A 23,307-nucleotide genomic window follows, 5' to 3' on the forward strand; every position below is an offset into this window, starting at 1 on the left:
TCAACCGCGACTTCGCGACCAACGATGCGAACGTCTTCAGGGGTCGGGAGAACCAGCTCACAACAACTGGGCTCATCACACGGCCGGCGCCCTCAGAAAGGAAGGTCCGGCGTGGCCGTGCCGCGCGTGATGGTCAAGATCTGTTCGTGGAAGTCGCGCGAGGCGGTCTCGCGGGGGTAGCGGGAGCGAAGTTCCTTGTCCAGCTCGTTGGCGACCAAAAGCAGCGACGGAAGCGACTTGCGGTCGGCTGCAAGGGCCGTGGTCCCCATGCCTACGGCCTCGTCGATGTCCCCGGAGCGGGCGGCGGCGACTCCCAGTGTGAGACGGGCCTCTGCGGCGCGCATGGGAGAGATTTCGGTTCCGTCGGGGCCCGTGCTGATGCGAATCACGGACCGGGCGTGGGCAGCGGCGCGTTCGTCGTCTCCGAGTAGTCGGTACGCGTCCATCTCGTAGAAGTCCCACTTGTCTGGGTCGATGATGAAATGGTGCTCGGGGTGGTCCGGTCGAGGCAGCCGGTCCAGCCTCGCGCGGCCGGCGTCGAGCGAGTCACGGACCAGGCGGGCGTCCCCCATGCGTGCGGCGGCGCGAGCCTTGTGGGCGTACAACTGCACGCCGACGGAGTGCGTCTGGTCGGCGACGTGCCCGGCTTCCACAGCGTCCAGCATGTCCTGCCATCGGCACTGGGTGAGAGCGAACCACCCCTCGATCTCCCACGCCCAAGCCTTGATCTCGCCGTGTCCGGCCTCGTCACCGATGCGGAGTGCGGCGGCCTTACTGAGGTTGGCGGCCTCGCGCTGGCCCCGGTCGTACTGGACGCATGCATTCAGCAGGAACAGCCATCCGGCGTCCACGAGGAGCTCTCGGTGCTGGCGCAGCGTCATGCGGCCTTCGAGCTGCTTGGTGACGTACTGCAAGCCGTTCCGGGTGCGCTGGTGAAGGTAGTCGGCGTCCGCGTACGGATAGGCGCGGGCCAACTGGTCGATGCCCTGCTCGATCGACTCCAGGGCCGCGCTGTTGATGCTGGACATTTCGGTCCGCCGCAGCAGCTCGGCTACGTCCCACAGTCCCGCACCGCCCTGGGCCAGAAGGGTGCTCGGGTCCTCCGGTACGGAAATGGTCGCTGTTCGCTCCAGCTCCCACGGCCGTGGCGCCAGTCCCGCGAGGTGGCCCGGGATGCGCAGCCCATCCACCACTTCAAGGATCTTGCGGTGCTGCGTGATCCGGGGGCGAACGCCCTTGCCGCCGGTCTCCGGCCTGGCCATCTTGCCGATGTGCTCGCGCTTGTAGCCGACCGCCTCGGCGATCTTGGCGTAACTGACCTTCCCGTGCAGCCGGGCGAGTCTGAAGACCTCACCGAAGTCATGATTGGCGATCGCTGAGCGCACGTCCGCGCGCTCCAGCACGTTCGGCGGCAATGCTGCCGGTGTCGGAGCAGCTTCGGTCATTTCACTTCCCCAATGTGACTGACCTGACCTGATGTTCCTTCTGCGTCTGTCTCGCGAGTGTACCCACGAGGGGGGTCCCCACCAGGGGGAGCGACGGCCGGTACAAGGGGTGCACCCTCGGTCCACCCTGCCGGGAACGCCCCGGCAGACGTGACCAGAGATGGTGGCTTGTGGCATGGATACGAGAAGAGCGGAGCGGCACGAGCACGTGATGAGCGAACTGGATGCGTTCGCCCACTGGTACGTCGAGCCCGACCCGTCCTCAGCCGGGAACTTCTTGAAGCTGACTCTCTTCGCGGAGTTCCCCGACACGCTCCGTGTGGCGCGTGACATGGCAACCACGTTTCTTCAGGGCTCGGTTGCGGATGAGGCCGTGGACGATGTCCGGCTGATCGTCTCCGAACTGGTCGGCAATGTGGTGAACCATGCGGTGCCGGACTGCTGCCTGGCTCGTCCTGGTGGGAGTCGCCGCATCGATGTGACCTTCAAGTTGTGGCCGAAGTGGTTGTTCGTCGGGGTCGCGGATGAGGACTCGACGCCTCCTCTGCTTCCTCTGGGAGACGCCTTCTCCTTCTCCCTGGGCCTGCTGGGGGAGCTACCGGAAGCAGTGCTACCGGACAGCGGCCGGGGGCTGCTGCTCGTTCAGCGTGTGGCAGCGGCGGTCTGGTGGACGCCGGAGGAGCCAGGCGGCAAGACCGTGTGGTGCCGGTTCGACCTCGACCGCGAAACCGCAGACAGACAGCCTTGACGATCTCCGGGCCACCACTCCCAACCACTCCCGTGATCGGGAGCGGGCAACTGGCTCGGGGCCAGAGCCAGCCCTCCGGCCAACGGGGCGCTACCTCTCGGGCTTGATCCGCCGGACTCTCCACCCGGCTCCCAGGGGGCACGCTTCACAACCAAAAACCAAGACCGGACCACGCCCGCGCCTGGCAGCAACCGGGGCGGACCGAAGAGGGAGGCAGCGGGCCCCGGCGCCTGATGCTACCGGGGCCGCCGGTTTGCGTATCTTCCCTGGAATAAAGGGAATTGACGTTCACTTACCTCGATCAAGGCAGAGGTAGGCGATGTGGCTGACTCGGCTGAGGACTGGGGCTTGGCGACGGTATCGACGTCGCGGGCGCCAACTGCGGTCTGGGGGTGTCCAGTGCGCCAGCCGCGGGCACTCTTGCTGTCGATAGCCGGAGGGCGTCGTGTACCGGCCGAGTCGGCAAGCTGCCAGGGCAGATGGCGCTCACGACTACACCGCCTGTGCGGGAATTTCGCCTCCGCCCCCTATGCACTCGATTCCCGTCCGCCCACCCACACGCACCCACGCGCACCCACGCCGCCAAGTAGGCTGAGCGGAGAGCTGGTTGATACGTCTCGGCTGCGCTCGGCAGATCCGGGTCGGCACGTCTGGAAGGAATCGCTCCGTCATGGCTGAGGAACAGGACAGGGAACTCCAGGAGCGCAAGGAGCGCGAGAAGAACGAGCTGTACGCCCTCGACATCTCGGGGGTCGAGTGGCACAGCGCCCCGGGGACGTCCGAGGACGAGGAGCGCGTCGAGATCGCCTATCTGCCGGCCGGCGCGGTGGCCATGCGGTCCTCCGTGGACCCCGGCACGGTGCTGCGCTACACCGAGGCGGAGTGGCAGGCGTTCGTACTGGGCGCGCGGGACGGGGAGTTCGACCTGGAGCCGTCGGTGCGCAACGGCGGCATCGAGGCGCCGTAGTCACCGCTCGCAGACGCAGAACGGGGTGGGCACCTCCCGCGCGTGCCCACCCCGTTCGCCGTGTCCGGTCACTCCTACTGGAAGTAGCCGGCCGCCTTGCGGTCCCCGGCCCGGTAGGTCGGGCCCGCCTCGGCTACGGCGTCGCCGATCTGCTTCAGCGAGTTGTGGACGCTCAGGGCCCTCTTGTCCCAGTCCTGCTGGCTCGTCGCGTAGACCTGCTTGGCCTCGCCGTGCCAGTTTTGGGCGGCCGTCTTGACCAGGTTCTTGATCTCTTCGAGGTCCGCGTCCAGCTTGGCGGCCTGGCTCCTGATGGCGATAACCGCCTCGTCGAGACTGCCGTACGTTACTCCGAGGACATCACCGCTGTAGTCGGGCATGGCTTCCCCTGTCTCCTTGCTGAATGAGCGTGTGGTGGACTTCGCTGCGCTGCGGGCCCCTGCGGAGCCCGTTCGACCTGCTAGTACGTGCTGAGGTTCGAGGTCATCGCGGCCGTGGCTGCCGCGTCGCCGCTGTAGCCATCCACGACGTCGACGCCCATGAGGGCCTTGCGGACTTCTTCGTCGATGTCGCCCTTGCCCGTGCGCGTCGCCTTCATCGCCTCCAGGAACGTCAGCAGTCGGTTGCCCATGGCGACCATATTCTCGTTGATGCTTTTCTGCTTACGGTTGAACGCACCGGCACCGATGCCGTCCCAGTGGCCTTCGAGTCCGTCGATCACAGCCTGCAGGCTCTTGACCTGGCCCTTCACCGACTCGAATTTGTGGAGGATCTGGGTCTCGAGATGAGCCATCTCGCTGTCTGATACCCGCTGGTCCTTCGACATGTCGGGGGTTCCCTTCGTGGTGGTGATGGTGGTGGTGCGAATGGTTGTGGCTGGATGCGGGCCGGGCTAGGTCGCGCGGCGCCGCGTTCTGATCAAGGCGAACACGCCGCCTCCGATCACGACGAGCCCGGCGACGACTCCGCCGACGGCCCACAACTGGGTGTTCCCGCCCCCGCCGTTCCCCTTGTCCTCGCCCTTGGCGACGGCCTCGCCCTTCGGGACCGGCGAGGAACTGGGCGCAGCCGGGGTGGCCGGCGGCGCGCTGCTCCCCCCGTTTTCCTTCGAAAGGGGGTCGACGTCGGCGGGGCCGGGGTTGATGTCGGCCTTTTCCAGAACGAGCCGGGGCCGGATCAGGCCGTAGCCGAGGTATTTGCTGGGCGTGTTCTTGTCCCAGGACCGGCCTGCTGTGTCGATCATCGTGCGGAGGACTTGGTCGGCGGTCCAGGTGGGGTGGGCGGACCAGATCAGGGCGGCTGAGGCGGAGGCGATTGCGGAGGCTTGGCTGGTGCCCCGGCTGTCGCAGTACTTCTGGAAGCTGGTGTCGCACCATGTGGGCACATTCAGACCGGGTGATGCCAGGTCGACATAGTCGCCCGACTGGGAGAAGTGGGTGACGGTGCCCTTCTCATCCGCCGCGCTAACGCCGACGACGCCAGGGTAGGCAGCAGGAAAATCACGGTAGAAATCGTTGGTTGCCCCGTCATTTCCCACACTGGCGAACAACAACTTTCCTTTGGAAATTGCGTACTTGACTGCGTCCGCTTCCTCAGGCTTCGAGCCGGCACCGCCGTACGAGAGGTTGATGATCTTTGCATCTGAATCCGCAGCAGCGCGAATGCCCGCTGCCGATGATTGCGTGAGCTTCTTCTCTGCTGGATCCTTGAGAGTGTCAAGATAAATACGCAAGGGAATGATCTTGGCATCGGGAGCCAGGCCCTTGAGTCCACCGCCATTGCCGGTGCCGGCGATCAACTCGGCCATGGTTGTCCCATGCCCCAGGTAGTCCTTGGTCGCACCGTATGCGGCGGACTTCGGAACATCCTGAGTGAGCACCTGACCTTTCAGCGAAGGGGTGTCGGGATTAACTCCCGTGTCCACAACGGCAACCTTGATGCCCCTGCCCGAGCTTACCTTCCACATCTCCGGTGCCTGCATTGCTGCCAGATACCACTGATTCGGCGCCGCAGCGCCATCGGCGAGCGCATGAGGAGCCAGCCCGCCAGCCACGACAACCCATGCGCCTAGCGCTGCGCAGGCAGTGGCGACACGTCTCCGACTGGTGGCCCTCGCCATCGTGTTGTTCTTGCCGGGTCGGCTGATTCCTGACCTCATGCGTTCCTACGTCCTCGCCTGCGCTAGTCGATCACTGGTGGTACGAATCCCTACCGGCTGGGCAGGCCCTTTTCCCCGTCTTCGCCCGAGTGGCTGGGGAGCAGCGTGGTCTCGTCTTCCTCGCCCTCCAAGGCCTCCTGCTCATCCCGTGATCCTCTGGCCAGACCAGAACCGCCGCTCGTGAACCCACTGTCGTTACCGCGCTTACCGGTCGAGCGTCCTTGGGGCACACCGACCACACCGTCTGCATTGCCCTTGACGCGCCCGCCCGTCCGCGCCTTGCCAGTCTCGGAGGGCTCGGCAGCTCCAACTACCCCCCTCTGACTGAGGCGGTTGGTCGAACTGGCGTGGCCAGGTGCTCCCTTGGCACCGACAACCGTGGGATTCGACGTCCGCGATCCAGCGGAGCCCGTCGATTGAGCACTCGGCCGTCCACCGACAATTCCGTTGCGCCCATTACCGCTAGCCCCTGCAGTGCCCGCGCGGGGAGAAGCTGCTCCCCCAACACGTGGAGTCCCTCCCGAGACGCCCCGTCCCATCGGCGACTGGCCGACAGCGGAAGAGCTTCCGCCTCTTGCGGCCTCCGAGGCTGAAGTTCCCACGCGCCCCGCGGGGTTGGTGGTTCCTCGCCCTGTGGCACTGGCAGGTCCTCCTGCGGGCTCGGCCATACCGAGCCCGCGTCCGCCACCGAAAGCTCGCGCAGATCCGCTCCCGGTCGGGTTGAAGAATCCGCCACTGGGAGGAAATGCTGTAGTCACCCCAGGGGCCGCCTGCGTTACTGGCGGCGTCGGCGCCACGACAGCCTGGCTCTGTACCGGAGCGGGCGAGGGCATAACGCTGTTGATCTCCGTTCCCACCGGATTGCTGGGCGGGAGGCTCACCGCGGAAGTGGAATGCCCTGTCGTTCCCGCAAGGGTCCCGGTGATCTCTGTGCGTGCGTGGCCCGCCGGGGTGTCAGCGGTGTGACGCACCGCTGACACCCCTTCTGGCGAACGGTGGCTCGCTCCTCCAGGCATCGACCGCTCCGACGGATCCTCACCCTTAGGCAGCCGGTTCTCAGGCTGAGGCACCCCCACATTGGGCATGGGCTCAAATACAGGCGGCTGCTGCGCGGCCAAGGTCTGTTCCGAGACCGAGTAGAAGGACGACAGGCGGTTCATCTGGTTGATCGCCTCTTGGCGGTCCTTCTCCACCGTCACCGCGGCTTCGTACTCCGCGTTCCCCGCAATCCTCTTCGTCGGCGGGATGTCAGCGACCTTCACAGGCTCGGCGCGGTGGTCACGCGGAGGCATGGCATGGCGCACGAACGCGAGGCCCTCGCCTGCCGCGCTGATCTGAACAGCGGCCGTATCGGCGAACTTGGCCAGTTCCTGGGCATGGCCTACGAGTTTCTTCCCCCACGTGCGGAAGGCCTCGCCGGACTCGCCCTCCCACTCGACATTGCCGATGTGCCCGTCGAGTTCGGACGCCGCGTCATTGATCGCCTTGTGCGCAGCGAAGAGCGCGTCTCCGGCGCTTGTCAGATGCTCCGGGTTCGCGTTCTGGACGAGGTCGATCATTTGGTTGAGCTGGTGGCCCTCGAAGTCGGTCTTCCCGAACAAGCGGATGGTTCCCCCGAAGGGGGACATCGCCGACAGCGCCTCCGACACGGTAAACGTCATGTCTGTAACGTCCACCTGCTGGCCGACGCGCTGCTTGTCCGTCAACTGCGCGGGCTGCGGCTGAGGCTTCTTGTCGGTCATCGCTACCACCCCGTCCCGGAGGACTTGTCGTCGGTGCGCTGCGGCTTCTGCTTGCCATCCTTCTCGCGCTGCGCCTGCTCGGCGTCGTAGTCGGTCGCGTCCTGGATTTGTTTGAAACGCAGCCGCGTCTCCTCATCCAGATTGTCGAACCCGATGTCCGCCCCGTGCACGGCGATCCCCATCGCCTCGATCTGATGGGCGAGCGACTTCGACAGCGACGTCAGGCGTTCGTGTACGCGGTGGTACTGGGTGAACAGGCCGTCCGCCTCGGGGAACGCGACGCTCCCGGCACTGAAGGACGTGCGGGAGATCTGCTGGGCCGCCAGCTTCGTGGGACTCGCGTGCGAGCCCTCAAGGTCGGTCAGCAACGTGTCCACCCGCTTCTTGAAGGTAGTCAGCGCCTCCAGACCCTTCCTGAGGTCATCGCCCATAACCGCCGCCTTTGCCCATGGAGACAGGACGCCCCATGACACCCCTCCCCGTAAACCAATTGCCGTTCACCCGCGTTGCGATCCGGCGTGCCGAATTGTTCGCTTGCCGCCCTCTTGACACCGCTTATCGCACCGCAGTCACTCTAGCCAACACCGGTCTCCTGCCCAACGGACTATCGCCGGGGCCAAGTTGCCCGCAGCCCCGACACTACGAGGGCTCACCTCACGACACATGAGTACGTCTACTCAGTTCTACTCAACTCTCATCAGCATCTGTCACCTTCTGGCACACGGAGAACAGACCTGGAACGCTCTTGACCCGTTCTGCACGAACCCCTCGCATTCATCCCGCCCCGGCCACCCTCCGGCGTCGCCGCCGCGCGTCCCGGATCGCCACCGCCACCCCGCTCAGCACCGCCGCAAGGACGGCCGCCCCGACCGCCACGTACGTGGCCAGGCGTTCCGTGCGTTGCTCGTCCGTCTCGCCGAGGTGGAGCGCCGCGGGGGTCGGAGCCTTCGCCGGAGTGACGCCCTCGTGGGCCGCCGGGGTCTCGATCGGGTGGTCGTCCTCCGTGAGGGCGCGGACCGGGTCGATCACGCCCCAGCCGACCAGGCGGTCGTGGCCGGACACCGAGCGTTCCGCGGTCTGTTCGATCTGGGCGACGACCTCGCGCTGGGTCCACTTGGGGTGCTTGGCCTTGATGAGGGCCGCCACCCCCGCGACGTACGGGGCCGAGAAGCTCGTACCGCTGTCGGCGCAGTGGCCGCCGCCGGGCACCGTGGAGACCATGTCGACGCCGGGCGCGGCCACGCCCACGAATTCGCCGGACTGCGAGAACGCCGCCCGCTCGTTGTTGCGGTCCGAGGCCGCGACCGCGAGGACGCCGGGGTACGAAGCCGGGTACGTCTGCTTGACGTTGCCGCCCAGGCCGTCGTTGCCGGCCGAGGCGACCACCACGATGTCCTGCGCGAGAGCCGTGTCGACCGCCTGCTTCAGGGTGGCCGCGGGTTCGACCGCGTTCGCCGTGTCCTGGGAGATGTTGATGACGTCGGCGCCCGCGCCGATCGCGTAGCGGATGGCGTCGGCCAGGGTCTGCGCGGTGCCGTGGCCGTCCGCGTCGTTCTGCTCGACGGGGATGATCGTGGCGTCGGGGGCGAGGCCCACGAAGCCCGTTCCCTTGGTGGGGCGGGCCGCGATGATGCCGGCGACCTTCGTGCCGTGGCCGACGGTGTCCGTCGTGCCGTTCTCCGCGCCGCGCGGGAGCGGCTGGCCGCCCCGGTCCTTGAGGTCCCTGGGCAGCAGGTTCTTGCCCTTGGACGCGTCCACCGCGCCCTTGAGCTGGGGATTCTTGATGTCGACACCCGTGTCGATCACGGCGACCTTCATGCCCTTGCCGGTCGACTGGCGCCACAGTTCGTCCAGGAGCACGCGCTGGAGCGCCCAGGGGCGGCCCGCGTACGGCTTGGACGGGAAGGTGCACTGGCCGCTGCCCCCGTCGTCGGCCGGGGCCGCGGCCGCCGGGGTCGCGAGCACTGTGAGGGTCGCCGCGGCCGACAGGGCCAGCGCCTTGAGTGCGTACGCCATGGTGGTGCCGCCTCTCAGGAGCCCTGGGGCTGGCGGGCCGCCCCGGTGGACAGGCGGGGGCCGGTCGGCAGGAACGTGGACCAGCTGATCGGAATCGGGGCCGGCTCGGACTTGGCGTAGCCGAGCCGGGTCTGGGCCTGCTGGGCCTCCTGGTCGGCCTGCTTGCGCTGATCGGCGGTCAGGCCCGTGGCCGCGTCCCCGTCGGCGCTGTCGCTGTTGGACTGCATCGCGTAGCGCAGCCCGGTGTCGGTCACCAGGAAAACTCCGCCCGCCTTGGTTTCGGAGCCCTGGATCTGGCGGAAGAGCTGGCCGGAGCCGGGCGTCACGTACGCGCTGCTCGAACCGGTGGGCAGCGGCGCCGGGAAGTCGGTGCCGGCCCATGTGCTCATGGTGGTCTCGCCGTTGTCCTTGTTGACGTCGCGCAGCACGTTGCACACCGTATTGCGGTTGCCGTTCGCGGTGCCCGCGTCGTTGACGGCCACCGGCATCTGGCGCGGCCAGTTCTTCTTGGCCTCGAATTCGGTGGCCTCGGGCGTGAACTGTGAGGCGTTGGTGTCCGTCGCCCGGCCGGTCTTCATCAGCCCGCCGAGCTCCCGGCTGCTGAGGAGCAGCTTCGCGACGAAATCGGAGACCGGCGCGACCTTGCCCTGCTGGACCAGGTAGTACTGGGTGCCCGCGCCGTTGGGTGCCTTGAGGACCATGCCGATCCGGTTGGCCTCGGGGGCCAGGGTGCCGGGCACCGAGGCGGGGCTGCCGATCTTCCCGCCCACCTTGGGGAAGGCGACCGGATCACCCGAACGAAGGGTCTCCAGCCACTCCTTGGACACCCGCTCGGGCTCGCGTCCCGCGCCGACCAGGGCGCGCAGCAGCAGTTCGTCGGAGCCGACCTGGTACTTGGTGCCCTGCGCGTCCACGACGTAGCGGGTCTTGTCGTCGGGCCCCACGACGTACATCAGCTCGCCGCCGGTCAGCCGCTCCGAGCCGTCCGTGCGCTTCTTGTCCCGGTCGGCGAAGACGAACGCGGCCTTCTGGATGGCGCGGCCGCCGTCGCCCGGACGCTCGCACACCGCCCAGCGCTTGGCGGACCCGGCCTCCTCGGGAGAGGGCAACCGGTCGGGTGCGTACGGGATGCCGAGGGTGGCGCCGTGCGGCAGGGAGCCCTTGTCCAGGACGGACTCGTCCACGTTGACGACCTGGCCCTTGTCCGGGTCGAGCAGGAGCTTGGCGGACGCCATGTTGAGGACCGGGTGCAGTTCCTTCTTGCCATCGGTGGTCAGCACGACGTAGCGGGTCGTGGACTTGCTGGCGATGATCACCTTCTCGCCCGAGGTGTCCCAGCCGGGCGGCGCGGTGGGTTTGAACATCCCCCACGCCCCGAACGCGGCGAGCAGCACCACCGCCATGATGCCGCCCGGCAGCACGGCCCTCAGCGGGCGCGGAGCCCCCTCTTCCGAGCCCGTCGGAGAGGGCTGGATGAACGACGCGAGCGTGCGACGCTTCGCGAAGGTGTACGCGTTGAGCTCGTCCCGGCGTGATGCCATGAGTGTCCGTGTTTCTCCGTTGTCCCCGTGCGGAGCCCCAGGAAGCCCGTCCCCCGCCCGCCGTTGTCAGACCGGCCCCCTACTATGCCTGTTACGTGATCGTACGGCTGGGGCGGGTAGGGTGGACGGGTCCTCAAGGGCCCTACTGGCCAGGGGTTTTCGAGGAGTTCGGGGGGTTCAGGGATGGTTTCGTCGACTGGGACGCGGTCGCGCTCCCGTGAACGATCCGGCGCGCCGAGCGGCGCGGGCTCCCGTCCCGGAGTGCGTGCGGAGCCGTCCCCTCCGGTCCGCCGGGCGGCGGCGCCCGCGGCCGTCGGGCCGGTGACGCCCCACCTCAAGTCCCGTTCCGGACGCTTTGGTTCGTTTCGTCTGCAACAGCTAATCCTGATCGAATCGGCCGCCGCCCTGCTGCTCGCCGCGTGGGTCGTCGACACGATGGCGCTGGTGCCCGCCGGCGTCGTCGCGGTGGCCCTCGTGCTGCTCGCGGTGGTACGCCGCCGGGGGCGCTCGCTGCCCGAATGGCTGGGCACCGCCTGGGCTCTGCGGGCGCGGCTGAAGCGCGCGAGCAACGCCGTTGTGCCGCCGGGCACGCTGCCGGGCCTGGCCCCGGCCGTGGAGTGCGATCCCACGCTGCGCACATACAGCCACGGCGACCGGGACCAGCGGCCGATCGGGATGATCGGCGACGGCGGCTTCCTCACGGTCGTCCTCCAGGTGGAGTCGGACGCGACGGCGCTGCGGGCCGAGCGGGGTCAACGCCCGCTCCCCATAAGGCTGGTGCGCGAGGCCCTTGAGGTTGACGACATCCGGCTCGAATCGGCGCAGATCCTGCTGCACACCCAGCCGGCGCCCGCGCTGCGGCTGCCCCAGCAGTCGGTGGCCGTCACCAACTACACGCCGCTGCACGCCCAGACCACCTCGCCCGCGGTCCGCATCACCTGGATCGCGCTGAAGCTGAACCCGGAGCTGTGCCCGGAGGCGGTGGCCGCGCGCGGCGGCGGCCTGGAGGGCGCCCAGAAGTGCGCGGCGCGCACCGCGCTCCACCTGGCGAGCCGGCTGACCGGGGCGGGCCTGAACACCACGGTCCTGACCGAGGAGGAGCTGGCGGACGCCGTGGCCACCTCGGCCTGCGCCAACCCCCTGGTGACCGCGCAGGCAGGCCGCACGGAGACGCCCCAGCGGCGCACCGAGGAGTCGACCCGTTCCTGGCGCTGCGACAACCGCCGCCACACCACGTACTGGGTGCGGCGCTGGCCGAGGATCGACGCGGGCTCCGGGACCGGCGGGCTGCCGCAGCTCGTGGCGCTGCTGACCGCCGTTCCCGCGCTCGCGACCACCTTCAGCCTCACCATCGCGCGCGCCGGCGCCCAGGAGAGCAGCATCAGCGGCCATCTCCGGGTGACGGGCCGCAGCGAGGCCGAACTGACCACGGCCCGCCAGGCGTTGGAGCGCTCGGCGCGCGAGGCGAAGGCCCAGATCGTGCCGCTGGACCACGAGCAGCTGCCCGGCATGCTCGCCACCCTGCCGTTCGGAGGCGCCCGTTGATGGCCACGACGACTTCGGGCCCGCGCCGCGAGCCGCGCACGGGCTTCGGCCTCATCGGCCCCCGGCACCGCCGCCACACTCTGTCCGCCGATCAGTTGGACACCCTGGCGCTGCCCATCGGGGACGACGGTGTGGTCGTCGGGGTGGACGCCGGGGGCCGGCCCGCGGTGCTCGGGGTGAGCAGGCCGACCGCGTACGACATCGTGCTCATCGGCGGGCTGTGGACGGCTCAGGTGCTCGCGCTGCGGGCGGCCGCGACGGGCATACGGGTCGCGGTGGAGACCGGCCGGCCGCAGGCCTGGGCGCAGCTGGTGCACGCGATCGCCAGCCAGAGCGGCATGACCGTGCACGACGTGGGCCGGGTGCCCCCGCTCGGCGCCTCGGCCGGCGAACCGGTGCTCGTGGTGCGGGACTGCGGGATGCGTCCGCCGCGCGGCCGTGTCGTCTCGGCACCCTGGCAGGCGGTGCTCACGCTGCTCCCCTATGTCAGCCCGGTCGCACCGCGGCTGATCCGGCAGGCACGACTCGTCGGTGTGCAGCGCGTCTCGCCGGACGAGGCCGCGCAGATAGGCCGCATCATGAACCTGCCGCGGACGGAGCAGGAAGGCCTCTCGACGCTCGCCGACGGAGTCACGCTCTGGTGCAACGAGCGCGACCGCTCCTTCGCGATGACGCAGGCGACGGACACCGAGACCGGATTGTTGGGGAGCGCCCGACGCGTCGACTGAACAACGGGGCAGTGGCGAAAGTTGACCTGATCTGACCGATTCGCCCTGCACGCTCCGCCCCCGACCGGTCACTTCGGCGTCACTCGTGAGGCGAGGGTGACGAAAGGGACAGGCGATCGGGGCGACCGGGCCTGCCCCGGCGGTATTGACGACGATTAGGGTGGGACGGACCGGGGGCAGGGAGTCCACGGCGAGGTTGCGTCGTCCGTACGTTCCGGATGCCGCGGCGCTCGCGGCGGACAGGGGCGGGCGACCGCGCACGACTGCGCGCCCACCGCACAGGGGCTGCCCCACCCCGGCCCGTACATGCCAATGAACCCCACGGCCTACACCCGGTCACAGGCGAACGAAAGGAAACCGGTGAACAGCGACCAGGACCAGTTCCGCACCGGCGGGAACGCGCGCGACGAGAATCGGTCCGACGCCGATCCCGAGACCACGGGTGAGTTCACCATCGACTACACCCCGCCCGCCTGGTACACCCAGGGCGCGCAGGACACCCCGGCCGCCCCGGCGCCGGCCCCGCCCGCGCCCGCGCCCGCGCCCGCGCCCGCGCCCGCGCCCGCGCCCGCGCCCCGTGAGCAGAGCGGCGGCACCGGGGTTCCGCTGCCGCCGCCCCCTCCGCCGCACGGCCGGCCCGTCGATGTGCCCGGGCTGCCGCAGTCCGGCGGCTTCCAGCCGAACTGGAGCCCCACGCCGCCGCCCCCGGGCCCGGCGCCGACCCCGGCACCCAGCGCGTCGGCTGCTCCTCCGCCCGCGTTCCCCGCGCCGGTACCGCCGGCGCCCGCACCCGAGGCCGGCCGCCCCACCGACGAGGGCCAGGCCTTCGGCGGTGGCGACATCGAGAGCGGCGCGACGATGCGGTTCTCGCCCTCCGCGCTGAAGCGGGAGTTCGAGCAGCTCGAAGCGGCGGCGGCCGCGGCGCGCGGCGAGTCCGCGGCGCCGCCGGTACCGGATGCGGCGCCGGGTGCGGTTTCTGACACACCGTCAGCATCAACCCCGGGTGCCGATGCGGCCGCGTCGCCCTCGACCGCGTCCTCGGCAACGGAGGGTGCCGAGAGCGAGGCGGTCGGCGCGCCGGCCGGCCGGCGCGCCGACGAGGCAGCCCCCGAGGCCGCCGCCACCCCTGACACCTCGGAATCTTTGGACTCCACGGACCCGGCGGGCTCGGCGGGCTCGCCCGGCTCGGGCGAATCCAGCGACTCCGCCGATGCCTTCGACGCCAACTCCGACTCCGACTCCGACAAGCGCTTCGGCGGTACGTCCGTGACGTCGGCCAGTGCCGAGGAAGCTCCCGAGGCCACTGAGGCACCCGAGGCACCCGAGACCTCGCCCGACGAGGAGGCCGCCTCCCCGCCCCAGGACGCCGAGTCGACCGGCACCGCGTCGGCATCCGCTCCCGCACCCGCGCCGTTCGATGCCGCACCCGCCGACGCCGCCCCCGACACCGACCCGGCTCCCGGCACCGTGACCCCCGAGCCCGCCCAGCCCGGACCGGCTCCGGTCGCGCACCCCTCGCCCTTCGCGGACGCCGCACCGATCGCGGACGCCGTACCCGTCGCGGATGCCGAGCCGATCGCGGACGCCGTGCCGTCGGACGCCTCCGCCCCGGAGCCCCAGGACGCGCCCCCCGCCGACCAGCCCTGGGCAGCCTCCGCCGGTGCGCAGCCCGGGCTGCCTCCACTGCCGCCCGCGTTCCAGCCCGCCGCGCCCACCGCGGCACCCCAGTGGCCCGTCCAGGCGCAGCCGATGCCGGGCCCGCTCCCGGATCCGGCCGCCCAGGCCGCACAGGCCGCCCCGGCACCCGCGTGGCCGCAGCAGCCGCAGCCGCCCCAGCCGCAGAACGGCTACGGCTTCCCCCACCAGGGCCAGCAGCCCCCGCAGGGCGCCACCCCGCCCGCCCCCAACTCCCCCGCGCCGCAAGGCGGTTACGGCTTCCCGCACCAGGGCGCCGCACCGAGCGAGGCTCCTGCCCAGCAGGGTGGCTATGGCTTCCCGCATCAGGCAGTCGCACCGAGCGACACCCCGAACGCCCCCGCGCAGCAGGGTGGCTATGGCTTCCCGCATCAGGCAGTCGCACCGAGCGACACCCCGAACGCCCCCGCACAGCAGGGCGGCTACGGCTTCCCCCACCAGGGAGCCAACCCGCCGGCCGCGCCGAACCCGTCGGCCCCGCAGGCTCCCGCGCCCTTCAGTACCCCCAACTCCCCCGGCCAGCAAGGCGGTTACGGGTTCCCGCACCCCGCCGCCAACCCCCCGGCCGCACCGCAGGCCCAGCCCCTGCCGCAGCCGCTGCCGAACCCCGCCCAAGGCGGCTTCCCTCAGCAGGGCCTGCCCGGCCCGCAGGCGCAGCCCTTCGCGCAGGACCCGGCCAACCCTCAGGCCCAGCCCGCACCTCCCGCCGACCCGCGGGCCGGCGCCGCCTGGCCCTCGCCCGTGACGCACGACCAGCGGGAGCGGTCCATGCCCGGGGCTCCCCTCGGGTACACCGCCGCCGTCGAGCTGTCCTCCGACCGGCTGCTTCGCAACAACAAGCCGAAGGCGAAGAGCAGCCGGGGCCCGGCCGGCGGGGCCTCGCGCTTCAAGCCCGGCGCCAAGAAGGAAGAGGCTGCGCGGCAGCACAAGCTCAACCTCATCCGCACGCCGGTCCTGTCCTGCTACCGGATCGCGGTCATCTCCCTCAAGGGCGGCGTCGGCAAGACGACCACGACGACCGCGCTCGGCGCGACCCTGGCCACCGAGCGCCAGGACAAGATCCTGGCGATCGACGCCAACCCGGACGCTGGCACGCTCGGCCGCCGGGTGCGCCGCGAGACCGGGGCCACCATCCGCGACCTGGTCCAGGCGATCCCGTACCTCAACTCGTACATGGACATCCGCCGGTTCACCTCGCAGGCGCCGTCCGGGCTCGAAATCATCGCGAACGACGTCGACCCGGCCGTGTCCACGACGTTCAACGACGAGGACTACCGGCGCGCGATCGACGTCCTCGGCAAGCAGTACCCGATCATCCTGACCGACTCGGGTACGGGTCTGCTGTACTCCGCGATGCGCGGCGTGCTCGACCTCGCCGATCAGTTGATCATCATCTCGACGCCGTCCGTGGACGGTGCGTCCAGCGCCTCGACCACGCTCGACTGGCTCTCGGCGCACGGCTACGCCGAGCTCGTGCAGCGTTCGATCACCGTCATCTCCGGCGTCCGCGAGACCGGCAAGATGATCAAGGTGGACGACATCGTGCAGCACTTCCAGACCCGCTGCCGCGGGGTGGTCGTGGTGCCGTTCGACGAGCACCTGTCGGCGGGCGCCGAGGTGGACCTCGACATGATGCGGCCCAAGACCCGGGAGGCGTACTTCAACCTCTCGGCGCTGGTGGCCGAGGACTTCGTACGGGCGCAGCAGCAGCAAGGGCTGTGGACGGGTGACGGTCTCAACCCTCCGCCGCACATGGCCCCGCCGATGCCGGGCCAGCAGGGCGCCCCCGGCCAGCCGTTCCCCGGCCAGGCCCAGCCGCAGCCCAATCAGCCCTACCCCGGCCAGCCGCAGCCCGGAGCGCCCCAGCCGCACCCGGGGCAGCCCTACCCGAACCAGTCGCAGCCGCAAGCCGGTCAGCCCTTCCCGGGTCAGCCGTACGGAGCCCAGCCGGGCCGGCCCGGACAGCTCCCGCCGGCCCAGTCCGGCCCGCACGGGCAGCTCCCTCCGGCCCAGCCCGGTCAGCCCTACCCCGGCACCCCGCAGCCGCCCACCTCGTGGCAGCTCCAGCCGCCGCAGCCGTCGGCAGCCGAAGGCGCCCCCGCCCAGCCGGATCCGCCCGCCGGCTGGCCCGGCCAGGAGGGTGGCGGACACGCTCCGCAGCCGCCGTCAGCCCCTCAGCAGTAGGGCGTCAGAGGACTGGACCAATGAGGGCCCGCACCGTTCGAACGGTGCGGGCCCTTAGGCGTTTTCGCAGACCAAATGGCCTGCGATGCGCCGTTGACACGTCTAGACCACCGCTGGTAAACCTGCGCCCACACCGGCCGCCACCTCCTGTTCAACCGGCGCTCTCCCTGCGATCAGCCCTGCTTTTCCGTGCGAGTGATGACGCGAGGTCACCGTCCCATGGCAAGAACAGTTCCATCGCGCAAGACCCTGCGACCGTCCGGACCCCGCCGCCCGCTGGCCATAGGGGCCGCCGCTCTGGCGCTGACGGCCTCGGCCGCACTCCCCGCCCAGGGCGCGGCGGCCGACGACGCCAAGGGCGGCGAGAAGGTGCTCACCGTCGCCGTCTCCCAGAGCGTCGACTCCCTGAGCCCCTTCCTCGCCCAGCGGCTGATCAGCACCAGCGTGCACCGCCTGATGTACGAGTACCTGACGAACTACGACGCCAAGGACGGCCACGCGATCCCGGGCCTGGCCACCGCCTGGAAGACGTCGCCGGACAAGCTGACGTGGACGTACACGATCCGCAAGGACTCGAAGTGGTCGGACGGGCAGCAGGTCACCGCGGGCGACGCGGCCTGGACGTTCAACAAGATCATGACCGACAAGGGCGCGGCGACCGCCAACGGCAGCTACGTCTCGAACTTCAAGAAGGTCACCGCCCCCGACCCGGCGACGCTCGTCGTCGAACTGAAGCAGCCCCAGGCGACGATGACGGCCCTGGACGTCCCGATCGTGCCCCAGCACGTGTGGGAGAAGGTCGGCGACTTCACCAAGTTCAACAACGACCAGCAGTTCCCCGTCGTCGGCAACGGGCCGTTCGTCCTGACCGACTACAAGGTCGACCAGTACATCAAGCTGACGCCGAACAAGAGCTTCTGGCGGGGTGCGCCCAAGTTCGACGAGCTGGTCTTCAAGTACTACAAGGACAATGACGCGGCGGTCGCGGCGCTCCGCAAGGGCGAGGTGTCCTTCGTCTCCAACTTGACGCCCGCACAAGCGAGTTCACTGAGCTCGACACCGGACGTCAAGGTCAACGACGCCCCCGGGCGGCGCTTCTTCGCGCTCGCCACCAACCCGGGCGCGCAGTCCAAGGACGGCCAGAAGTTCGGCAACGGCAACCCCGCGGTGCTCGACCCGAAGGTGCGCCACGCGCTGTTCGCGGCCGTCGACCGCAAGACACTCGTCGACAAGGTCTTCCAGGGCCACGCCGTCGAGGGCGAGGGCTACATCCCGCCCCGCTTCGCCGACTACTTCTGGAAGCCGGCCCCGGGCCAGAAGATCGCGTACGACCCGGTGAAGGCGGCCTCGCTGCTCGACGAGGCGGGCTACCGGACGGGCGCGGACGGGAAGCGGCTCGGCAAGGACGGCAAGCCGCTCGCCCTGCGGCTGCTCTGCCACGCCATCGACCCCAACGACAAGGCGGTCAGCAAGTACCTCCAGGAGTGGTGGGGCAAGCTCGGCATCGGCCTGACGGTGGACTGCGTCGACAACGTCACCGACCCGTGGCAGGCCGGCGAGTACGACCTGGCCCTGGACGGCTACTCGGTCAGCCCCGACCCGGACTACGTCCTGTCCATCCACACCTGCGCCGCGCTGCCCGCGACCCCCAAGGCGACCGGCCAGACCGACAACTTCGTCTGCGACAAGCAGTTCGACGAGCTGTACGCGAGGCAGTTGGCCGAGTACGACACCGCCAAGCGGGCGGACCTGATCAAGCAGATGGAGTCGCGGCTGTACGACACCGGGTACATCAACGTCATGGCGTACCCCAACGCGGTCGAGGCGTACCGCACCGACCAGATCAAGTCGATCACGACGATGCCCGAGGCCGCGGGCAACATCTACGGCCAGGACGGCTACTGGAGCTGGTGGTCGGCGGTCCCCGCGGCCGGCTCGTCCGCGAAGTCGGGCGGCGGCTCCTCGGCGGTCGTCGTCCTCGGCATCGTCGCGGGCGTGATCGTGCTCGCCGGGATCGGCTCCTTCCTCGTCCTTCGCCGCCGTGCCGGCGCCGACGACCGCGAGTAGGCCATGACGACGGCGAGTTCGGCCGACACCCCCGCGGTGGTCGCCGAGGCGCGCACCGAGCCGCGCGGCAGCCGCTTCGCGGCCGCGGGCCCGGTGCTCACCTATCTGCGCTATGTGGGCGGCAAGCTGGCGGGGGCGGTGGTCTCGCTGTTCGCCGTCCTCGTCACCAGCTTCTTCCTGTTCCGGATCATCCCCGGCGACCCGGTCCGCACCATGACCCACGGCCGCCAGGTCTCCGCCGAGCAACTGGCCGCGCTGCGCAGCCAGTTCGGGCTCGACCTGCCGATGTGGCAGCAGTTCACGGACTACTGCGGCAAGGCGCTGACCGGGGACCTGGGCACCTCCTACCAGTTCCACGCGCCGGTCGGCTCGCTCATCGCCGAGAAGCTCCCGGCGACGCTGCTCCTGACCGGTACGGCCGTCGTGATCTACTCGGCGCTCGGCATCTGGCTGGGCACCCGCTCGGCCTGGCGCCGCGGCGGGCTCGGCGACCGGTTCAACACGGGTCTCGCCCTGACCCTGTGGTCGGTGCCCTCGTTCTGGCTGGGGCTGCTGCTCATCATCACGTTCTCGGTGGGCGCGGGCCCGGTCCCGGGCCTGTTCCCGACCGGCGGCATGGAGTCGGGCGACACGACGGGCTTCGCGTACGTCCTGGACGTGGCACACCACATGGTGCTGCCGGTGCTGACCCTGGTCGCGGTGCAGTACGCGCAGACCCTGCTCGTCATGCGGTCCTCGCTGATCGACGAGATGGGCGGCGACTATCTGACGACGGCCCGCGCCAAGGGCCTGCGCGACGACGCGGTGCGCCGCCACCACGCGGTGCCGAACGCGCTGCTGCCGACGGTCACGATGCTGTTCATCAACCTGGGGCATGTGGCGGCCGGTTCGATCCTGGTCGAGACGGTGTTCTCGTGGCCGGGCCTGGGCGGGCTCTTCTACCAGGCGCTGAGCGTGCCCGACCTCCCGCTGGTGCAGGGCCTGTTCGTGGTCTTCGCCGGCGCGATGATCCTGATGAACCTGCTTGCCGACCTGCTCTATCCGCTTCTCGATCCCAGGGTGGGGCGATGACGACGACCACGAACGAGCCGACCGGGCCGGCGGGGCGCCCGACGGCGACCTCGTACGCGAACGGGGCGGCCCGATGACCACGACCACCGCGCCCGACAAGGCGGGCTCGCTCGCCTGGGCCCGTCGGCGCGACTCCCTGGCCCGCTTCTGGCGCTCGTATCGCACGCACCGGGCCGGCCTGTACGGGCTCGCGGGCCTCGCCGTCATCGCGCTGATCGCGCTCACCGCGCCGCTCACCGTTGGCGAGGACGTCCAGAGCGTGACCGGCGCGCCGGGCACCGCCCTGGAGTCGCCGAGCGGTCAATTCCCGCTCGGCACCGATCAGTTCGGCCGCTCGTTGCTCGGCCTGCTGATCTGGGGCGCCCGGATCTCGCTCGCGGTCGGACTGCTCGCCGCCGCGCTGAGCGTGGCGATCGGCACGCTGGTCGGCATCCTCGCCGGGCACTACGGCGGCTGGCTCTCCACGGCCTTGATGCGGGTCACCGACTGGTTCCTGGTGATGCCGACGCTGGTGCTCGCGATCGTCCTCGCCACGGTCATGTCGCACAGCCTCTGGACGGTGATCCTGGCCATCGGCGTGACGTCCTGGCCGACGACGGCGCGGCTCGTGCGGGCGCAGACCATCGCGGTCGAGTCGCGCCCGTACATCGAACGGGCCCGCGCACTCGGCGGCGGCCACGGCCACATCATGTCCCGGCACGTGCTGCCGAACGTGATGCCGCTGGTCCTCGCGCAGACCACCCTGGGCATCTCCAACGCCATCCTCACCGAGGCCACCCTCGCGTTCCTCGGCCTCGGTGATCCGACGGTGGTGTCCTGGGGCGGCATGCTCCAGGACGCCCGCGAGGCGGGCGCGGTCTCCTCCGGCCACTGGTGGTACCTGGCCCCGCCCGGCATCGCGATCGCGCTGGTCGCCCTCTCCTTCACGCTCTGCGGCCGCGCCGTCGAGGCCGTCCTCAACCCGAAGCTGGGGGCCCGATGAGCCTGCTGGAAATCAGGGACCTGTACGTCACCTACGGGACCGGCGCGGCGGCCGTGCGCGGGGTCGACCTCACCATCGCGCCCGGCCAGAAGCTGGGCGTCGCGGGCGAGTCGGGGTGTGGGAAGTCGACCCTGGCGATGGCGCTGCTGAGGCTGCTTCCCTCGTCGGCCAGGCTGACGGGGTCGGTGCTGCTCGACGGCGAGGACGTCCTCACCATGAAGTGGGGGCGGCTGCGGGCGGTGCGCTGGGCGGGCGCGTCCATCGTGTTCCAGGGGGCGATGCACTCGCTGAACGCCGTGCACCGCATCGGCGACCAGATCGCCGAGCCGATCCTGCTGCACGGCCTCGCCACCCCGGCCGGGGCCCGCACCCGCGTCGGTGAACTCCTCGAACAGGTCGGCCTGCCCGCCTCCCGCGCGGACGCCCACCCGCACGAACTGTCCGGCGGCCAGCGCCAGCGCGTCATGATCGCGATGGCCCTGGCCTGCGCCCCGGACCTGATCGTCGCGGACGAGCCGACGACCGCCCTCGACGTGATGATCCAGGCCCAGATCCTGCGCCTGATCGAGCGGCTCGTCGCCGACCAGGACATCAGCCTGCTGATGATCAGTCACGACCTGGCGGTCCTCGCTGACACCTGCGACCGGCTCGCGGTGATGTACGCGGGCCGCATCGTCGAGGAGGGCCCGGCCCGCGAGGTCTACGCGGCGGCCCGGCACCCGTACGGACAGGCGCTGTCTACCGCCTTCCCCCGCATCGGCGACCCCGCATCGCGCCGGGCGCCCCGGGGCCTGCCGGGCGATCCGCCCGACCCGTCCGCGCTGCCGGCGGGCTGCACCTTCCATCCACGCTGCCCGGTCGCGATCGACGTCTGTGCGTCGGACGACCAGCCGCTGCGCGACGCGGGCCCGGACCACCGGGCGGCCTGTGTGCACGCCGGGACCCTGTCGAGGAGCACCGCATGACCACCACCACGGCCCCCCTCCTCAGCGCCGTCGGCCTGCGCGTCACCTTCCCCGGGCGGCGCGGCGCCCCGCCCGCCCGCGCGGTCGACGGCGTCGAACTCACCGTCGGCGCGGGCGAGATCGTCGCCCTGGTCGGCGAGTCGGGCTGCGGCAAGACGACGCTCGCCCGCACCCTGCTCGGCCTGGTCACCCCGACCGCCGGCACGGTCGCCTTCGACGGCAGCCCGCTCGACCACCACGCCCGCGCCCTGAAGGCGTACCGCAAACGGGTGCAGCTGGTCCTCCAGGACCCGAGCGGCTCGCTCAACCCCCGGCACACGGTGTACGACGCGGTCGCCGAGGGCCTGCGCATCCACGGATCCCCGGACGACGAACGGGAGTTGGTGGCCCGGGCGCTTTCGCGGGCCGGTCTGCGCCCGCCCGAGCGCTTCTTCCTGCGCTACCCGCACGAGCTGTCGGGCGGCCAGCGCCAGCGCGTGGTGATCGCGGGCGCGCTCGTCCTGGACCCCGAACTCATCGTCGCGGACGAGCCGGTGGCCTCCCTGGACGCCTCGGTGCGCGGCGAGATCCTGGCACTGCTCCTTCGCCTGCGGGACGAGCTGGGCCTGTCCGCCCTCGTCGTGACCCACGACCTGGGCCTCGCCTGGAACATCGCGGACCGGGTGGCGGTGATGTACCTGGGCCGCATCGTGGAGACCGGCCCCGTCGAGGACGTCCTGACGAACCCTCAACACCCTTACACCCAGGCTCTGTTGTCGGTCCTTCCCGAATCCCCCGGCGACCCGGTGGTCCTCACCGGCGAGCCTCCGGACCCGTCCCGCATCCCGCCCGGCTGCCGCTTCCACGCCCGCTGCCAGGTGCTCGCCTCGGGCGAGGCGGACCGGGCGGGCGTGGCGGACCGCTGCCGCACCGAGGACCTCCCGGTCCTGGCGGGCGGCACGGCGGCGCAGGTCGCCTGCCACTGGGCGGCGGCGGTCAGGCCTGGTTGAGGGCCTTGCGGGCGCCTGCCTCGGAGGGGAGCTCGCGGACGAACTGGGTCGCGCACGTCATGCCGATCCACCAGGCGACGCACGGCGGGAAGAAGGGCGCGAAGAACAGCAGTGGCCCACCGCGCTTGCCGACGTCCGGGTTCGCGCTACCTCGGCCCGTCCGCGCTTGGCGGTGCCGGATCCAGGCCTGCTCGGGCGTGGGCGGCTCGGCAAGCCTGGACCGGATGGTCCGCCGCCCCCAGATCCAGCCCCGGACCAGGAAGGCCAGGCTCACTGCGCCCATGGCCACGTCGACGGCGCGGTGCCAGCCGGTCGGCAGCCCCGATTCGATGCCCTGCCACACCGCCACCGAGAGCAGCAGGAACAGACCGCCGAAGACGAGCTGGAACACCGCCAGTCGGACGCGGCGAAGCCAATAGCCCACGCTGCGCCGGTGCCAGGAGGTCCCGAGCAGAGGGAGTCTCGCG

General features: G+C 70.5%; 19 protein-coding genes. 10 read left to right on the plus strand and 9 right to left on the minus strand.

The window, feature by feature from the left end; all coding sequences use genetic code 11:
* Positions 1-92 precede the first annotated feature (92 nt).
* Positions 93-1,445 carry a tetratricopeptide repeat protein gene (locus ACSHXC_RS10645; RefSeq protein ID WP_438291344.1) on the minus strand — a complete coding sequence of 451 codons (1,353 nt, stop codon included), beginning with the start codon at positions 1,443-1,445 and terminating at the stop codon, positions 93-95.
* A 175-nt stretch (positions 1,446-1,620) separates the two neighbouring features.
* Between ACSHXC_RS10645 and ACSHXC_RS10650 the strand changes: the two genes are divergently transcribed.
* Both ACSHXC_RS10650 and ACSHXC_RS10655 read left to right on the plus strand, forming a co-directional pair.
* Positions 1,621-2,193: an ATP-binding protein gene (locus tag ACSHXC_RS10650; RefSeq protein ID WP_438291345.1), complete on the plus strand. Its 573-nt coding sequence runs from the start codon at positions 1,621-1,623 to the stop codon at positions 2,191-2,193.
* A gap of 670 nt (positions 2,194-2,863) precedes the next feature.
* Positions 2,864-3,160 carry a DUF397 domain-containing protein gene (locus tag ACSHXC_RS10655; RefSeq protein WP_438291346.1) on the plus strand — a complete coding sequence of 99 codons (297 nt, stop codon included), beginning with the start codon at positions 2,864-2,866 and terminating at the stop codon, positions 3,158-3,160.
* A gap of 74 nt (positions 3,161-3,234) precedes the next feature.
* Here ACSHXC_RS10655 and ACSHXC_RS10660 read toward each other — a convergent pair whose 3' ends face one another.
* The 7 genes from ACSHXC_RS10660 to eccB form a co-directional block, all read right to left on the minus strand.
* Positions 3,235-3,537, minus strand: a complete 303-nt coding sequence (locus ACSHXC_RS10660; protein WP_438291347.1) for a WXG100 family type VII secretion target — start codon at positions 3,535-3,537, stop codon at positions 3,235-3,237.
* A gap of 80 nt (positions 3,538-3,617) precedes the next feature.
* A complete protein-coding gene (locus tag ACSHXC_RS10665) occupies positions 3,618-3,983 on the minus strand; it encodes a WXG100 family type VII secretion target (RefSeq protein ID WP_438291348.1) in 366 nt (121 codons plus the stop codon).
* A 66-nt stretch (positions 3,984-4,049) separates the two neighbouring features.
* Positions 4,050-5,276 carry a S8 family serine peptidase gene (locus tag ACSHXC_RS10670; protein ID WP_438296520.1) on the minus strand — a complete coding sequence of 409 codons (1,227 nt, stop codon included), beginning with the start codon at positions 5,274-5,276 and terminating at the stop codon, positions 4,050-4,052.
* Between the two features lie 89 nt (positions 5,277-5,365).
* Positions 5,366-7,057, minus strand: coding sequence for a hypothetical protein (locus ACSHXC_RS10675; protein WP_438291349.1), 1,692 nt, complete (start codon positions 7,055-7,057; stop codon positions 5,366-5,368).
* A gap of 2 nt (positions 7,058-7,059) precedes the next feature.
* The gene (locus tag ACSHXC_RS10680; RefSeq protein ID WP_438291350.1) at positions 7,060-7,488 is read right to left on the minus strand and encodes a hypothetical protein; all 429 of its coding nucleotides are present in this window, start codon (positions 7,486-7,488) and stop codon (positions 7,060-7,062) included.
* 343 nt (positions 7,489-7,831) lie between these two features.
* Positions 7,832-9,073, minus strand: coding sequence for a type VII secretion-associated serine protease mycosin (gene mycP / locus ACSHXC_RS10685; protein ID WP_438291351.1), 1,242 nt, complete (start codon positions 9,071-9,073; stop codon positions 7,832-7,834).
* A gap of 14 nt (positions 9,074-9,087) precedes the next feature.
* The gene (eccB, locus tag ACSHXC_RS10690) at positions 9,088-10,614 is read right to left on the minus strand and encodes a type VII secretion protein EccB (protein WP_438291353.1); all 1,527 of its coding nucleotides are present in this window, start codon (positions 10,612-10,614) and stop codon (positions 9,088-9,090) included.
* Positions 10,615-10,797: 183 nt separating this feature from the next.
* Here eccB and eccE point away from each other — a divergent pair, with 183 nt between their 5' ends.
* The 8 genes from eccE to ACSHXC_RS10730 all read left to right on the plus strand — a co-directional run bounded on the left by eccE (position 10,798) and on the right by ACSHXC_RS10730 (position 22,840).
* The gene (eccE, locus tag ACSHXC_RS10695; RefSeq protein WP_438291354.1) at positions 10,798-12,159 is read left to right on the plus strand and encodes a type VII secretion protein EccE; all 1,362 of its coding nucleotides are present in this window, start codon (positions 10,798-10,800) and stop codon (positions 12,157-12,159) included.
* Positions 12,159-12,887, plus strand: a complete 729-nt coding sequence (locus ACSHXC_RS10700) for a hypothetical protein (RefSeq protein ID WP_438291355.1) — start codon at positions 12,159-12,161, stop codon at positions 12,885-12,887. The genes eccE and ACSHXC_RS10700 overlap by 1 nt, the downstream gene beginning before the upstream one ends.
* Positions 12,888-13,247: 360 nt before the next feature.
* Positions 13,248-16,766: an SCO5717 family growth-regulating ATPase gene (locus ACSHXC_RS10705; RefSeq protein WP_438291356.1), complete on the plus strand. Its 3,519-nt coding sequence runs from the start codon at positions 13,248-13,250 to the stop codon at positions 16,764-16,766.
* Between the two features lie 219 nt (positions 16,767-16,985).
* Positions 16,986-18,833: an ABC transporter substrate-binding protein gene (locus ACSHXC_RS10710; protein ID WP_438291357.1), complete on the plus strand. Its 1,848-nt coding sequence runs from the start codon at positions 16,986-16,988 to the stop codon at positions 18,831-18,833.
* Between the two features lie 3 nt (positions 18,834-18,836).
* Entirely contained in the window at positions 18,837-19,904 is a 1,068-nt protein-coding gene (locus ACSHXC_RS10715; RefSeq protein ID WP_438291358.1) for an ABC transporter permease, read from the plus strand.
* 73 nt (positions 19,905-19,977) lie between these two features.
* Entirely contained in the window at positions 19,978-20,886 is a 909-nt protein-coding gene (locus ACSHXC_RS10720; protein ID WP_438291359.1) for an ABC transporter permease, read from the plus strand.
* Entirely contained in the window at positions 20,883-21,851 is a 969-nt protein-coding gene (locus tag ACSHXC_RS10725; protein ID WP_438291360.1) for an ABC transporter ATP-binding protein, read from the plus strand. The genes ACSHXC_RS10720 and ACSHXC_RS10725 overlap by 4 nt, the downstream gene beginning before the upstream one ends.
* Complete coding sequence (locus ACSHXC_RS10730; RefSeq protein WP_438291361.1) at positions 21,848-22,840, plus strand: oligopeptide/dipeptide ABC transporter ATP-binding protein; 993 nt, start codon at positions 21,848-21,850, stop codon at positions 22,838-22,840. The genes ACSHXC_RS10725 and ACSHXC_RS10730 overlap by 4 nt, the downstream gene beginning before the upstream one ends.
* On the opposite strand, the gene ACSHXC_RS10735 is transcribed toward ACSHXC_RS10730, so the two are convergent.
* Complete coding sequence (locus tag ACSHXC_RS10735) at positions 22,827-23,264, minus strand: hypothetical protein (protein WP_438291362.1); 438 nt, start codon at positions 23,262-23,264, stop codon at positions 22,827-22,829. The two genes, ACSHXC_RS10730 and ACSHXC_RS10735, sit on opposite strands and share 14 nt — an antisense overlap.
* Positions 23,265-23,307: the final 43 nt, after the last annotated feature.

This window comes from Streptomyces sp. HUAS TT7 (assembly GCF_051550175.1).
Lineage (GTDB): Bacteria > Actinomycetota > Actinomycetes > Streptomycetales > Streptomycetaceae > Streptomyces.

Coding starts and splice junctions, on each gene's coding strand:
- ACSHXC_RS10645 (WP_438291344.1), bottom strand. CDS start 1,445: ATGACCGAAGCTGCTCCGACACCGGCAGCATTGCCGCCGAACGTGCTG.
- ACSHXC_RS10650 (WP_438291345.1), top strand. CDS start 1,621: ATGGATACGAGAAGAGCGGAGCGGCACGAGCACGTGATGAGCGAACTG.
- ACSHXC_RS10655 (WP_438291346.1), top strand. CDS start 2,864: ATGGCTGAGGAACAGGACAGGGAACTCCAGGAGCGCAAGGAGCGCGAG.
- ACSHXC_RS10660 (WP_438291347.1), bottom strand. CDS start 3,537: ATGCCCGACTACAGCGGTGATGTCCTCGGAGTAACGTACGGCAGTCTC.
- ACSHXC_RS10665 (WP_438291348.1), bottom strand. CDS start 3,983: ATGTCGAAGGACCAGCGGGTATCAGACAGCGAGATGGCTCATCTCGAG.
- ACSHXC_RS10670 (WP_438296520.1), bottom strand. CDS start 5,276: ATGGCGAGGGCCACCAGTCGGAGACGTGTCGCCACTGCCTGCGCAGCG.
- ACSHXC_RS10675 (WP_438291349.1), bottom strand. CDS start 7,057: ATGACCGACAAGAAGCCTCAGCCGCAGCCCGCGCAGTTGACGGACAAG.
- ACSHXC_RS10680 (WP_438291350.1), bottom strand. CDS start 7,488: ATGGGCGATGACCTCAGGAAGGGTCTGGAGGCGCTGACTACCTTCAAG.
- mycP (WP_438291351.1), bottom strand. CDS start 9,073: ATGGCGTACGCACTCAAGGCGCTGGCCCTGTCGGCCGCGGCGACCCTC.
- eccB (WP_438291353.1), bottom strand. CDS start 10,614: ATGGCATCACGCCGGGACGAGCTCAACGCGTACACCTTCGCGAAGCGT.
- eccE (WP_438291354.1), top strand. CDS start 10,798: ATGGTTTCGTCGACTGGGACGCGGTCGCGCTCCCGTGAACGATCCGGC.
- ACSHXC_RS10700 (WP_438291355.1), top strand. CDS start 12,159: ATGGCCACGACGACTTCGGGCCCGCGCCGCGAGCCGCGCACGGGCTTC.
- ACSHXC_RS10710 (WP_438291357.1), top strand. CDS start 16,986: ATGGCAAGAACAGTTCCATCGCGCAAGACCCTGCGACCGTCCGGACCC.
- ACSHXC_RS10715 (WP_438291358.1), top strand. CDS start 18,837: ATGACGACGGCGAGTTCGGCCGACACCCCCGCGGTGGTCGCCGAGGCG.
- ACSHXC_RS10720 (WP_438291359.1), top strand. CDS start 19,978: ATGACCACGACCACCGCGCCCGACAAGGCGGGCTCGCTCGCCTGGGCC.
- ACSHXC_RS10725 (WP_438291360.1), top strand. CDS start 20,883: ATGAGCCTGCTGGAAATCAGGGACCTGTACGTCACCTACGGGACCGGC.
- ACSHXC_RS10730 (WP_438291361.1), top strand. CDS start 21,848: ATGACCACCACCACGGCCCCCCTCCTCAGCGCCGTCGGCCTGCGCGTC.